This is a genomic window from Streptomyces sp. 3330, from assembly GCF_031456635.1.
Taxonomy (GTDB): Bacteria; Actinomycetota; Actinomycetes; order Streptomycetales; family Streptomycetaceae; genus Streptomyces.
In genome coordinates this window covers 136,911-150,085 of sequence record NZ_JAVDVA010000013.1, presented here as the reverse complement: position 1 = coordinate 150,085, position 13,175 = coordinate 136,911, and the positions used below count along the sequence as shown (strand labels likewise).

Below are 13,175 nucleotides of genomic sequence, written 5' to 3'. Positions count from 1 at the left end.
GTACCGCTCGCGCAGAAGGCCGGAGCCCATTCGGGGACCGGTGCGACGAATTACGCGACGAAAGCCGGACAGAGGACTACGACTGACCTGACCACCCGACTCGACCTGACCACCTGACCTGACCTGACCACCTGACCTGACCCGTGCCGTCGAGAGGTCCTCGCATGCATTCCGTACTCGACCGCGCGCTCGACTGTGTCGTCGGCGCGCTCGGGAAGACCACCGACACGACCGGGGTCACCCTGCACCGCTCCCCGGACGCGGGACGGGCGCGGCTGGCCGACCCGGCGTTCGACTTCGCCAGCGCCGTGCCGTCCGGGGTGCGGCTGGAAATGCTCACGGACGCCACCGAGCTGGAGCTCGACGCCCTGCTCACCGTCGTCCTCCCGCCGGGCATGCCGTCCGCCGGCAGCGTCTTCGACCTGCTCGTCGACGGCGAACTGCGCGAGCCGGTGGTGGCGACGAAGGAGAGCCCCGTCTACTTCGACCCCGCCACCGGTTCGCTGGAGGCCGGACCGGCCGAGCCCGCGACCGTGCGCTTCCGCCTCGGCCCGCGCCCCGTCGAACGGCGCGTGGAGATCTGGCTGCCCGTCACCCCGGCCCTCACGCTGATCGACGTCCGCGTCCCGGACGGGGCGTCGGTGCGCCCGGCTCCGGCGAGCGGTCCGCTGTGGGTGCACTACGGCAGCTCCATCAGCCAGTGCTCGGACGCGGGCCGCCCGACCGCCACCTGGCCGGCCGCCGTGGCCCGCTCGGCCGGCCGGTCCCTGGTCAACCTCGGCCTCGGCGGGCAGTGCCAGCTCGACCCCTTCATGGCCCGTGCCGTCCGGGACCTGCCCGCGAGCGCGATCAGCCTCGAACTGGGCATCAACGTCCACAACGCCGACAGCATGCGCGAACGCGCCTTCGTCCCGGCCTTCCACGGTTTCCTGGACACGATCCGCGACGGGCACCCGTCCACGCCGGTCCTGGTCGTCAGCCCCATCGTCTGCCCGGCCGCCGAAGAGCGGCCCGGTCCCACGGTGGTGGGCCCGGACGCCATGGTCCACACCGTCGACCGTCCCGCCGAGCTCGGATTCGGCGCGCTCACCCTCAGCCGTGTCCGCGCGTTGCTGGGCGAGCATGTCGAGCAGCGCCGCAAGGAGGGCGACGCACACCTCCATCTCCTCGACGGGACGGCCCTGTTCGGGCCCGACGACGTGGCCGACCTGCCCGACGGCCTGCATCCGAACGCGGCCGGTTACGCCCGCATGGCCGAACGCTTCCTGCCCCTGTCCTTCGGCGGCGCGGGCGTGTTCGGGCGGCCGGCAGGCGGGACAGGGGCCGACCTCCCCGCGTGACACCGGCGTGCCCGGTCGGTGTGCCCCGGTCGCCCGGTCGTTCCTCCTACCGCGCGCCGCTCTCCGAGCGCCTCGGACGGGGGTGCCCGGTCGGCACGGCGCCCCGGACGACGTCGAGGACCTCCCCGGCCCGGGTGCCGTCCGCGCCCCGCCACGCGATGTGCTGATCGGGCCGGACCAGCAGCATCGCGGCGCCGTAGCGTTCGCGCGGGGCCAGACCGGTCACGTCGACGACGGTGAGCGGGACGCCCCGGGCCGCGGCCTCCCGGACGAAGGCGGCGCGGCCGGGCTCCCGGTCACCGGCCAGGAGGAGCAGCGTCAAGCCGTCGCCGAGCAGGTCGTACAGGGATCGGCCGTCGGGCAGCCAGGCGTGCGGCAGCCGGGCGCCAGGGAAGGACAGGCCGTGGTAGTGGCGCGGCACGAGGGGCGGGATCGGCGAGCCGTCGTCGACGACGACGGGGGACGAGGCGTAGTGCTGGCCGAGGACGAGCCCCTCGCTGTGGAACTCGCCGGCCTTGGCCCGCAGAGCGGCCGCGGTGCGGGTCCGGCGGCGCTCGGCCTCCGGGGTGTCGCCGAGCAGCCCGGGGTCGGCGAAGGACGGTGCGAGGAGCCGGTCCTGGGCGGCGCCGCCCGCGATGATCCGCTGAGCCACCGGACGCCGCTCGCTCTGGTAGCTGTCCAGCAGCGCGGCGCCGCCCCAGCCCTGGAGGACCGCGGCGAGCTTCCACCCGATGTCCACCGCGTCGCCGACACAGGTGTTGAAGCCGTGCCCGCCCCACGGGGGGTTCAGATGGGCGGCGTCGCCCACCAGGAACACCCGGCCGCGGCGGTAGCGGTCGGCCAGCAGCATGCGGGCGGTCCAGGGGTCGGTGCCGAGCACCTCCAGGGGCCCGTCGTGCCCGGCGCCGACGAGAGCGCGGACCAGCGTCTCGGGCTCCACCGGGCGGTCGGGGTCGGTCCGCTGGACGATGGCCCACCACCGGTCGTCCAGGTCGAGACGGCCCATGAGGCCGGACGCCTCGGGGCTCACCACCCAGTACTGCACGGCCCGGTCCAGACCGACCGCCTCGCCCAGGCCCGGCGCCCGGAAGACGACGCTGAGGTTGGGCCGTTCGCCGGACGATCCGGCGTACTCCGCTCCGATGGCCTGCCGGCTGACTCCGCCGCCGCCGTCACAGCCCAGCAGATAGTCGGCCGTGAGCACGCGGACGGAGCCGTCGGGGGCGGTGACCGTGCCGCGCACGGCGTGTTCGTCCTGCTCGACGGCCGTGACCCGGTGTCCGGTCAGGCAGGTGACCGAGGGCAGTCCGGCCACCGCGGCGCGCAGGATCCGCTCCACGACCGGCTGCGGGACCTGCTGGCCCGGCTCCGCCCAGCGTTCGTCGCGGCCGTCGTACAGGCCGAACACGTTGCGGAACCGGGTCAGTTCGACGCCGAGGAGCCCGGTGCAGAAAATGACGTCCTGGGACCAGGCCACCGGCAGCGGGGCGGCCGTGCGCAGGCGGTCGGCCAGACCCCAGCGGCGGAAGTGCTCCATGGTGCGGATGCTGGTGGTCTTGGCCCGCGGCCGGTCGTCGTCGACGGTGGCGCGCGGCTCGACGAGCACCGTGCGGACGCCGCGGCGGCCGAGCTCGACCGCCGCGGCGAGCCCTGAAGGCCCCCCGCCGGCGATCAGCACCTGCACGGTCGCCCCGGTCACGCGCCGGACCTCGCGGACGCGTCGGTGACGGGCGTACGCAGCGTCCCGAGCCGGTCGACCTCCACCTCGACGACGTCGCCGGACCGCAGCAGACGCGGCGGCTTGCGGACGTAGCCGACGCCCTCCGGGGTGCCGGTCGCGACGACGTCGCCCGGATGCAGGGTCAGCGTGGCGCTGATCCGTGCCAGCAGCTCGGGCACCCCGAAGATCATGTCGCGGGTGTTCCCGTCCTGCATGATCTCCCCGTTGACGCGGGTGACCAGGCGCAGGCCGTCCGTGAGACGGCCCGCCTCGTCGGCGGTGACGACCGGGCCGATCGGGCCGCTGAGATCGGCGTTCTTGCCCAGCGTCCACTGGGCGGTGAGCTTCTGCGCGGTCCGGGCCGTGAGGTCGTTGAAGACGGCGTAACCGAGCACGGCGGCCTCGGCCTCCCGCTCGTCGGCGTCGCACAGCCGGGCGCCGACGACGGCCGCGACCTCGCCCTCCCAGTCCAGCCCCGGTTCGTTCGCGGGCACCGGGGCCGGTACGCCGTCCACCGACAGCGAGGCCGTCCAGCGGCCGAACACGGTGGGGTGCTCCGGGGCCCGGAAGCCGCCCTCGGCCGCGTGCGCACGGTAGTTGAGGCCCACGCACAGCACCCGCGCCGACGCCGGCACCGGCGGGGCCAGGGTCACCTCCGCCAGCGGGACCGTGCCGTGGCGGACCGCGCGGGCCCGCTCCAGCCAGTGGGGGAGGCCCGCGTAGAAGTCGTCCACGTCCGTGAGCGGGGTGACCCGGCCGTCCACGACGACGCCGATCACGACCTGCCCGCGACCGGACCCCCGGTCCGGATCCACCATGCCGACGAGCTTCATGCGCGCGTGCCTCCTGCTTCCGCCGCGGACGCGGCCAGACGGATGTCGAACTCGGCCTCCAGGAACGGGCCGTCCATGCCGAACCGGCGCGCCGTGTCCTCGCCGCCCGGTGCGAAGGGCGCGACCAGCGCGTCCTTGACGGCGAACGCCGCGTCGGAGTCGAGGTAGGGGTCTTCGGCGGCGAACACATGCGTGGTGAGCGGCCGGTGACCGGCCGCCTCCACCCGCAGGTGGACATGGGCGGGGCGCATGGGGTGACGGCCGAGCGCCCGCAGCAGTTCGCCCACCGGGCCGTCGGTCGGCACCGGGTAGCTGGCGGGCTTGACCGTACGGAACCAGTAGGCGCCGTCGGGACCCGTGGTGAACAGACCGCGCAGGTTGCCGTCGGGCTGCTCGTCGTCCTGGCTGTCGTACAGCCCCGTGTCGTTCGCCTGCCAGACGTCCAGCACGGCCCCGGCCAGCGGCCTGCCGTCGCAGTCCGTGATCCGGCCGTGCACCACGGCCTGTTCACCGCGCCCGAGCTCGGGGCCCTCGGCGATCCAGGCGCCCATCGGGCGGGCCGGCGCCGGCGAGTGGAACGGGCCCTCGACCGAGCTGGGCGTCATGCCGGCCGGGCCCGTGTGGCTGACGTCGTCCACGGCCGAGGTCAGGCCCAGCATGTCGGAGAGCAGGATGAACTCGTTGCGGCGATCGGTGCAGGCCCGTCCCGTGCGGACCAGGAAGTCCAGCGCGCTCAGCCACTCCTCCTCGCAGGGCCGGGTCTCCCGCACGAAGGCGTGCAGATGGGTCACGAGGCCGCCGATCAGCTCCCGCAGCCGCTCGTCGTCGCCCCGGACGGTGGAGAGGACCTGGCGCAGCAGGGCGTCCGGCGGCCCGGCGGCGGGGGCGGGCCGGGCCGATTCGGTGGTGTCGCTCATGGGGTCGCTCCCGTGGGAGTCAGGGCTGCGTCCGGTGCCGCGCAGCCGTAGGCGTGGGTGCCGGCCCCGGTGTGGTGCCGGGTGCCGTCGGGCAGGACGACGTCCGCGGTGGTGCCGGGCGGCACGGTGACGCAGAGGTGGAAGCGGCCGTCCTCGACGCGCCAGGACGAGCCGATCGGACCGTACGGCGAGTGGTGTTCGGCCCGGGCCCGGGTCAGGCCCCCGCCGGGGCGGGGCGCCACGGTGAAGCGGCGGTAGCCCGGAGCGTCCTCGTCGGGCCTGATCCCGGCCGTGCAGCGGTGCAGGAAGGAGACGACCGCGCCCTTCGAGTAGTGGTTGAGGGAGTCGTGCGGGGTGCCGTCCGCGTCGACGCCGTCCCAGTGCTCCCAGACGGTCGTCGCGCCCCGGTCGATCATGTGGAGCCAGGACGGGGCGGTGTCCTGGAGCAGCAGCTCGTACGCGACGTCCAGGTGTCCCGAGTCGGCGAGCACGGGCAGCAGGTCCGGGGTGGCGAGGAAACCGGTGCCCAGGTGCGTGTCCGCGGCGCGGACGAGTTCCACCAGCCGTGCGGCGGTCCGCGCCCGCAGCCCGGCCGGGACCAGGTCGAAGGCGAGCGCCCGCACGTGGTGCGCCTGGGTGTCGGGGCGCAGCGAGCCGTCGGCCGCGAGGAACTCCGTCCGCCAGGCGGCGCGCACCCGCTCGCTCAGTTCCCGGTAGCGGTCGGCCTCCGCGTCGCGGCCCAGGACGCGGGCGATGCGCGCCGCCAGCCGGGTGGAGTGGGCGTAGTAGGCGGTGGCGACGTCCGCCTTGTCGCGGGCCGCGTACTCCGTCAGGTCGGTGACCTGTTCACCGGGCACGAGCCACTCGCCCCAGTGGAACCCGGTGTCCCACAGGTACCGTTCGTGCGGCGCGGGACCGGGGGAGCGCCGGATCCGGTCCGGGTGACGCTCCTCGCGGGCGGCCCGCTCGACCCGGCCGAGCCAGGCGGTCATCGTCGGCCACAGTTCCTCCAGAATCCCGGGGTCGCCGTAGGCCAGGTAGAGCTGCCAGGGCACGATGACCACCGCGTCGCCCCAGCCGGCGGAGCCGTTGAGATGCGCCACCGGCCCCTTGGGGCCCTCGGTGCGGCAGGCCGGCGAGATGTTGGCGACGGTGCCGTCCGGCCACTGGTCGGCGGCGACGTCGCGCAGCCACTTCGCGGAGAAGCCCGACACGTCGTAGAGGAAGGCGGCGGTCGGCACGAACAGCTGCCAGTCCCCGGTCCAGCCGGCGCGTTCGCGGGTGGGGCAGTCCGTGGGGATGTCGCAGACGTTGCCCCGCAGCCCCCACCGGGCGGCCTCGTGCAGCCGCTCGATCCGCTCGTCGTCGCACGTGAACCAGCCGGTCCGCCGCAGGTCGGAGTGGACGACCACACCGCGCAGGTCGTCGGCGGTCAGCTGGCCGGGATGGCCCTCGACGCGGACGTAGCGGAAGCCGTGCGTGGTGTGCCGCGGCTCGAAGGACTCTCCGGGGCGGCCGGCCGAGACGACCCGGTCGACCTGGCCGGCCGGGAGCGGCTCGGGCAGGAACGGCATGTCCACCCGGAGGTGGTCCGTCGTCACATCGCCGTCGGGGCCCAGGGATTCGCCGTGGGTGAGGGTGAGGCGGGTGCCCGCAGGACCGAGGTCGGTCAGCCGCACCCAGCCGTTGATGTTCTGGCCGAGGTCGAAGACCTGCCGGTCGGGGTGCGGGCGGGTCACGGCGACCGGGACGAGTTCCTCGACGCGCCGCACCGGAGGGGCGGGTGAGGCGACCAGCCCGGCGTGTCCGTGGTCGGCGACCTCCACCGGCGTCCACGCCGAGTCGTCGTACCCCGGCCGGTCCCAGCCGACGGGCGTGCGGCGCAGGTCGGTGGACTGACCCGCGATCAGGTCGGCGGCCACGACCGGCCCGGGAGCCCAGCGCCAGTGGCCGTCGGTGCACACGACGGACGTGGTGCCGTCGGCGTGCTCCAGGTGCAGCTGCGCCAGGAACGAGACGCGCTCGCCCCACTGGTCGTGGGCCCGGGTGACCCCGACCTGCCCGCGGAACCAGCCGTCGGAGAGGACCGCGCCCAGCGCGTTCTCGCCCTCCCGCAGCAGCGCGGTCACGTCGTAGGCCTGCACCTGGAGGCGGACGTCGTACTGCGTGAACCCCGGGGTCAGCTCGGCGTCCCCGACCCGCTCCCCGTTGAGGAACACCTCGTAGAGACCTTGCGCGGTGGCGTAGAGCCGGGCCCGGCGGACCGGCGAAGCCGGGGTGAACGCCGTGCGCAGCAGCGGAGCGGGCCGGCACCCGGCGGGCGGCACACCGGGTCCGCCGGACACCGCGGGCCTGTCGGGCGCGACGGGTACGACGGGTTCGATCCACCGTGCCTGCCAGTCGGCCGGATCCAGCAGACCGGTCTCGAACCAGGCCTGCGGCGACCACGGGCTCTCGCCGAGGTCGGTCCAGACCTTGACCCGCCAGGTGATCCGCTCCCCGGAGCCGGGCGGCGGCCCGCCGTACGGCACGTGCGTGCTGTCGGCGGAATCGACGCGGCCGGAGTCCCAGCCCGTGCTGGCTCCGAGGCGGTAGGCGAACTGCTCGCGCGAGCCGGACGGCAGCCACCAGGACAGCCGGGGGCGGCGGTTGCCGAGGCCCAGCGGCTGTTCCAGTTCGTCGGCGCGCAGACAGGTGGGAGCGGCGTTCATACAGGTGACCAAACGTTCGGAGGGGTCAGGCCGTGGCGGGAGGCCCGGGGAGGCCGCAGACCCGGGAGGCGAACTCCAGGGCCTCGGCGAACACGGTCTCCGGATCGGGCAGTCCGGCCCAGAGGTGATCCGCGCCGTCGACCAGGCGCAGGCTCACCCGGCAGCCGTGGGCGCGCAGGGCCGCGGCGAGCTGTTCGCTCTGCCCGCTGGGGACGAACCGGTCGGCGGTGCCGTGGGCGAGCAGGAAGGGCGGGGCGGCGGCGGACACGTGGCTCACCGGGCTGGCCGCGGCGGCGCGTTCCGGCGCCTGCGGCACGGGTGCGCCGATGAGCTGCGCCTCCCGGGAGTCGGCGGCGTCCGGGGAGCTCACCGCGTCGGGCCGGGACTGGCCCTGCATGGTGCGCAGGTCCGCGGGCCCGTACCAGTCCACGACCCCGGCGACGGTCACGCCGGGACCGGGCTCCCCGACCTCGCCCTCCCACTCGGGCCTGCCGTCGGTCAGCCCCAGCAGGGCCGCGAGATGGCCGCCCGCCGACTCGCCCCACAGCACGACCCGTCCGGCGTCGAGCCCCAGCTCGTCGGCGTGCGCGCGCAGCCAGCGCAGCGCGGCCTTGCCGTCGTGCAGCTGGGCCGGGAAGACGGCCTCGCCGCTGAGCCGGTAGTCGAGGGAGGCGACCGCGAAGCCCGCCCGGACGAGACGGTCGAACGGTCCGACCGGCCATCCGGCGAAGGCCGGTCCGAACTGCTCCCGCCGTCCGATCCGCCAGCCGCCGCCGTGCAGGAACACCACCACCGGGGCCGGGTGCTCCGGGTCGGGCGCCGGGCGGTACAGGTCGAGCAGCAGCGGCCGGAACCCGGTCGGCACGCCGTACTCGACGCCGCGCAGCACACGGGTGCCCGCGGGCGTGCTCTGTTCGGCCGGCAGGGCGGCGGGGGCGGGCGCGGGCGCGGCCTGTTCCGCCGGAAGGGGGGAGGCGTTCGCGGTCATGTCAGCCGTCCAGCGGACGGAGGTCGAACCGGAACTCCTGCCGGTGCTCACGGGCGACGCGGGCCAGCTGCTCGTGGGAGGGGACGTAGGGCGGGTTCGGCAGCCCGGGCGAGTCCGTGCGGGTGCCGGCCTCCCCGAAGAACCGCTCGAAGCCGCCGCTGGAGGCGCCCATGATCCTCGTGTCGTCCGCCTCGACCCGGAAGGTGTGCAGGCAGCCGGCGGGCACGTAGCCGAAGTCGCCGGGCTTCAGGAGCTTCTCGTACGTCTCCCCTTCGCCGTCCTGGATCCACACCCGGGCGCGGCCGGACAGCAGATAGAAGGTCTCGTGCACGTCGGCGTGGCTGTGGGTGGGGATCGCGTCGCCCTTGGGAGCCGCGTAGGTGAACAGGCCGAACTGGCCGCCGGTCTCGTCCTTGCTGAGCAGAACGGTGATCAGGGCGTCGAACAGGTGGGACCGCTCCCCCTCCCCGGCCTCCAGGAAGAAGGGCACCGGCTTCCCCGGCAGGGCGAGGCGCTTCGCACCGCCGCTCTGGGCGAACTCCGCAGTCATGGGGTCTCCTCGGAAATTGGTCGGCTCTGCCCGAGGCGGGCAACCCGCCGCGGTGCCGCGGGGACGGCCGCCGTGGAAACGGGTGCGGTAAGAATGGCGTCCCACGCCACCGCCCCACCAGGCGGAATTCCATTGAATGGCATGCGATCGAAACATGGACGACATGTGTCCTGCGGTCGCGCGGTGGGTCACACTGCGAGGGTGACGAACCACGCGGGCACGCCCCGTGCCGCCCGGGGACGACGGCCGCCGCAGGGCGAGCCGGTGATCGACCGCGCGTTCGCGCTGCTCACGGCCTTCTCCGAGGACCGCCGCTCGCTGTCGCTCGCCGAGCTCAGCCGCGTCACGGACACACCGCCGAGTACGACGCTACGCCTGGCCCGGCGGCTCGTGCACTGGGGCGCTCTGGAGCGCGACGCCGAGGGCCGCTACGTCGTGGGCCTGCGGCTGTGGGAGGTGGCGTCGCTGGCGCCGCGCGCGCACGGGCTGCGCAGGGTGGCGCTGCCGTACATGGAGGATCTGTACGAGGCGACCCACCAGCACGTCCTGCTGGCCGTGCGGGACGGCACGGACGCGCTGCTCGTCGAACGGCTGTCGGCCCACACCGCCATCGACGTCCTGTACCGGGTGGGCGGCCGGCTGCCGCTGCACTCCACGGGCGTCGGCCTGGTGCTGCTGGCGCACGCCGAACCCGACGTCCAGGACGAGATCCTCGGCCAGGCCCTGACGCACGAGCCGGAGGGCGTCCCGCTGTCCTCCGCCGCGCTGCGGCGTTCCCTCGCCGAGATCCGCGGCACCGGGGTGGCCGTCGTCAACCGCGCGGAGCCCGTCCCGCTGCACGCCGTCGCGGCGCCTGTGCGCGGGGCGGACGGCGAGGTCGTCGCGGCGCTGTCGGTCGTCGTGCCGGCCGGCCACGCGGAGCCCCGCGTGCTCGCCCCGGCCCTGCGCGCCACGGCCCGGGCCCTGTCCCGCAGCCTCGGCGCGGTCACGGCCCCGCCCGCGCCGGGCGGCCCGCGCCGACGGCACTGAAGCGCCGGGCGGGTTTCGGCCGGGCACACGCCGATCCCCCCGCCCGGGGGCCCGGCGGGGGGGGGGGGAGGACGTCGCGGTGCGCGGGGTCAGGCGGCGGGCGCCGGATCGCTCTCCTCGGGATCCCGCAGCGCCGGGATGAACAGGGACATCGCCAGCGCCGCCAGCAGGATCAGCGCTCCGGTCCAGAACACCCAGGTGTAGCCCGCGTCCAGGTAGAAGGCGGTGCCCTTCAGCACCGTGCTGTGCGCGGCGAGGACGGCGAAGCACACGGCCGGGACGACCGTGCCGAAGAAGTTGAAGAGCATCTGCATCAGGCCGCTGCCCTGCCCCTGCTCCTCCACCGAGACCACGCCCAGGACCAGCACTGGGGCGATGGAGACGATCAGGCCGGTGCCGAGGTGGGCCAGACACGCCGTCAGGACGAGCTCGGTGGCGTCGGCGTGGAAGAGGCCCATCAGCCCGTATCCGGCCGCGCCCAGCCCCAGCCCGATGCCCCACAGCAGGCGGGCGTCGGCCTTGCGCAGCAGACGGCCGGCGAGGAATCCGGTGCCGAGCATGACCAGGTTCCAGGTCAGACCGACCCGCGCGTTGTGCGTGCTGGTCCAGCCCAGCCCGTCGGAGACCCCGGGGATCCTGGGGTAGAGGGCCAGCAGGATGCCCATGGAGGCCATCGCCAGCGCGGTGGCCTGGCCCACCGCCGCGGCGCTCACGGTCAGCGCGACCGGCCGCCGCCCGAGCACCCGCAGATCGAGGATCGGATGGGCGCTGCTCCGCTGGACGAGCACGAAGGCGACGAGCGCCACCAGTCCGCCGGCCGTCCAGCCCAGGGTCGCGCCGCTCGTCCAGCCCCGGCTCCCGCCCTGGCCGACCGCGTAGACCACGGCCGACAGACCCCCGCCGAGCAGGATCCCGCCCGGCCAGTCGAAGCCGTTCTGGAAGTCGTGCCGCGGGGTCTCCGGCACCAGCAGCGCCACCAGCACGAACGCCACCGCGGTCGCGCCGGCGATGAACCACAGCGCGGCCCGGTACCCCCCGGCGTCGATCAGCCATCCGGCGAGCAACGGCCCCACGACCCCGACGAGACCCATGCTGCCGCCGAGGATCGCGCTGGCCTGCTTCACCGTACGGGCGGGGAACAGGTCGCGCACGGCGGGGAAGGACAGCGCGGCGAACGGGGCGTAGCAGGCGGCGATGCCCCGGCCGACCAGCAGCAGCCAGAAGCTGCCCGCCGTGGCCGCGACGATGTCGCCGACGACCCCGAGACCGATCATGGCGAGCATGATCCGCCGTCGTCCGTACCGGTCACCGGCCTTGATGACGAACGGGATGAGCAGGGTCGAGACCATGGTGACGATCAGCGAGAACCAGGCGACCTGGGTGGTGTGGAAGCGCTGCGCGATGTCGGCCGTCGTGTTGGCCGTGACGATGCCGGCGACGGCCAGCAGCTGCGTCGGCCAGATCAGCGCGACGAGGAGGGCCACCAGACGACGGTTCCAGTGGTCGGCGGTCCGGGTGGGCGGTGCCGTGAGCGAGGGGCCGGGAGACGTCGATGTCACGCAGCCGCTCCTTTCGCGAGCCGGGGTGGGGGCGGGACGCCCGGGAGCGGCACATCCGACCCTTGGCGACCGGGCCCCCCGCGAGGCGTGCGGCAAGAATGAGGGTCCGCCGCCCCGGCCACCAGGCGGATTTCCATTGAATGGCACACGGCCGAAACGTGTCCGCAACGCGATCGACCTCCGGGCGGGCCCGCCCCACGGCGCGGGCGGGACACCCCCGCCCGCCCTCCGCCCGCCCTCCGCCCGCCCCGCGACCGCGTTGCGGACCGAAGGTGTCCGCAACCCCCGCTACGTTGCGCTCATGACGAAGACGACGTACCCGGCGGCCCCCGTGCTCGGCGCTCGTGCCCTCAACCGCGCCACCCTGGAACGGCAGTTGCTGCTGCGGCGGTCGTCGCTGTCCGCCGGGGCCGCCGTGGAGCATCTGCTGGGGCTCCAGGCGCAGAACGTCAAGCCGCCGTACTACGCGCTGGCCGCGCGTCTCGACGGGTTCGTCCCGGAGGAACTGTCGACGCTGATGGACGGCCGGGACGCGGTCCGTATCGTCAGCATGCGGTCCACCCTCCACACCCACACCGCCGACGACTGCCTGTCCCTGCGGCCGTTCGTCCAGCCCGCGCGCGACCGCGAGCTGACCTCCTTCCGCAAGGGCCTCGCCGGAGTCGACCTGGACCGGCTCGCCGCCCTCGCCCGCGACCTCGTCGAGACCGAGCCGCGCACCATGAAGCAGCTGCGCGAGGCGCTCTCCGCCCGGTGGCCGGACGCCGACCCGCAGTCCCTCGCCGTCGCCGCCCGCTGCCGGCTGCCCCTCGTCCAGGTCACCCCGCGCGGACTGTGGGGCAGGAGCGGGCAGGTCGCGCTCACCACCGCCGAACACTGGCTGGGCCGTCCCGCGCGGCCCGCCCCGACGGCGGACTCGGTGGTCCTGCGCTATCTGGCCGCCTTCGGCCCGGCCTCCGTCAAGGACATGCAGACCTGGGCCGGCCTGACCCGGCTGCGCGACGCCTTCGAACGCCTGCGCCCGCGCCTGCTCGCCTTCCGCGACGAGCGGGGCGCCGAACTCTTCGACCTCCCCGACGCGCCGCGCCCCGACCCGCGCATCCCGGCGCCGCCCCGCTTCCTCCCGGAGTTCGACAACCTCCTCCTCTCCCACGCCGACCGCACCCGGGTCGTCCCGGCCGAGTACGGGGGCCGCTCCTGGCAGGGCAACCAGGCGTACTGCACCCTCCTCGTCGACGGCTTCCTGGCGGGCCTGTGGAAGCGGGAGGAGGACACCCTGGTCGTCGAGCCCTTCGGCGCCCTCACCGCGGCCCAGCGGCGGGAGGTGACCGCCGAGGGCGAGCGGATGCTGGCCGTCATGCACCCGGGGCGGCCCGGTGACATCCGCTTCGGGACCGTCGTACGGCCGTGAGGGGGGGCGCTTTGCCCGGCGGACGACGGGAAGCCCCCGCCGGAGGCCGGTGAGGGCTTGGACAGGGGGCGCTGCGGGCCGCTCGTGGAGGCTCGCAGCGCCCCCTGGTCTTTCCCT

General features: G+C 74.8%; 10 protein-coding genes. 3 read left to right on the top strand and 7 right to left on the bottom strand.

The features are described from left to right. The first annotated feature begins 164 nt into the window (after nucleotides 1–164). Complete coding sequence (locus J2X68_RS22460) at nucleotides 165–1,340, top strand: SGNH/GDSL hydrolase family protein (RefSeq protein WP_310434326.1); 1,176 nt, start codon at nucleotides 165–167, stop codon at nucleotides 1,338–1,340. 46 nt (nucleotides 1,341–1,386) lie between these two features. Here J2X68_RS22460 and J2X68_RS22455 read toward each other — a convergent pair whose 3' ends face one another. Genes J2X68_RS22455 through J2X68_RS22430 form a run of 6 tightly spaced genes read right to left on the bottom strand, consistent with a single transcriptional unit; the run spans nucleotide 1,387 to nucleotide 9,059 of the window. Then, the gene (locus tag J2X68_RS22455; RefSeq protein ID WP_310434325.1) at nucleotides 1,387–3,039 is read right to left on the bottom strand and encodes an FAD-dependent monooxygenase; all 1,653 of its coding nucleotides are present in this window, start codon (nucleotides 3,037–3,039) and stop codon (nucleotides 1,387–1,389) included. Further along, nucleotides 3,036–3,893, bottom strand: a complete 858-nt coding sequence (locus tag J2X68_RS22450) for a fumarylacetoacetate hydrolase family protein (protein ID WP_310434324.1) — start codon at nucleotides 3,891–3,893, stop codon at nucleotides 3,036–3,038. The genes J2X68_RS22455 and J2X68_RS22450 overlap by 4 nt, the downstream gene beginning before the upstream one ends. Continuing rightward, nucleotides 3,890–4,810, bottom strand: a complete 921-nt coding sequence (locus J2X68_RS22445; protein WP_310434323.1) for a dioxygenase — start codon at nucleotides 4,808–4,810, stop codon at nucleotides 3,890–3,892. The genes J2X68_RS22450 and J2X68_RS22445 overlap by 4 nt, the downstream gene beginning before the upstream one ends. Further along, nucleotides 4,807–7,521, bottom strand: coding sequence for a glycoside hydrolase family 78 protein (locus tag J2X68_RS22440; protein ID WP_310434322.1), 2,715 nt, complete (start codon nucleotides 7,519–7,521; stop codon nucleotides 4,807–4,809). Before J2X68_RS22440 ends, J2X68_RS22445 begins: the two co-directional genes overlap by 4 nt. Before the next feature lie 25 nt (nucleotides 7,522–7,546). Beyond that, entirely contained in the window at nucleotides 7,547–8,509 is a 963-nt protein-coding gene (locus tag J2X68_RS22435; RefSeq protein ID WP_310434321.1) for an alpha/beta hydrolase, read from the bottom strand. A gap of 1 nt (nucleotide 8,510) precedes the next feature. Continuing rightward, nucleotides 8,511–9,059: a quercetin 2,3-dioxygenase gene (locus J2X68_RS22430; protein WP_310434320.1), complete on the bottom strand. Its 549-nt coding sequence runs from the start codon at nucleotides 9,057–9,059 to the stop codon at nucleotides 8,511–8,513. A gap of 201 nt (nucleotides 9,060–9,260) precedes the next feature. On the opposite strand from J2X68_RS22430, the gene J2X68_RS22425 reads away from it, so the two are divergent. Beyond that, nucleotides 9,261–10,088, top strand: coding sequence for an IclR family transcriptional regulator (locus J2X68_RS22425; RefSeq protein WP_310434319.1), 828 nt, complete (start codon nucleotides 9,261–9,263; stop codon nucleotides 10,086–10,088). Nucleotides 10,089–10,177: 89 nt separating this feature from the next. Here J2X68_RS22425 and J2X68_RS22420 read toward each other — a convergent pair whose 3' ends face one another. After that, nucleotides 10,178–11,647: an MFS transporter gene (locus tag J2X68_RS22420; protein WP_310434318.1), complete on the bottom strand. Its 1,470-nt coding sequence runs from the start codon at nucleotides 11,645–11,647 to the stop codon at nucleotides 10,178–10,180. A 301-nt stretch (nucleotides 11,648–11,948) separates the two neighbouring features. Here J2X68_RS22420 and J2X68_RS22415 point away from each other — a divergent pair, with 301 nt between their 5' ends. After that, a complete protein-coding gene (locus J2X68_RS22415) occupies nucleotides 11,949–13,058 on the top strand; it encodes a winged helix DNA-binding domain-containing protein (protein ID WP_310434317.1) in 1,110 nt (369 codons plus the stop codon). The last annotated feature ends 117 nt before the right edge of the window (nucleotides 13,059–13,175 follow it).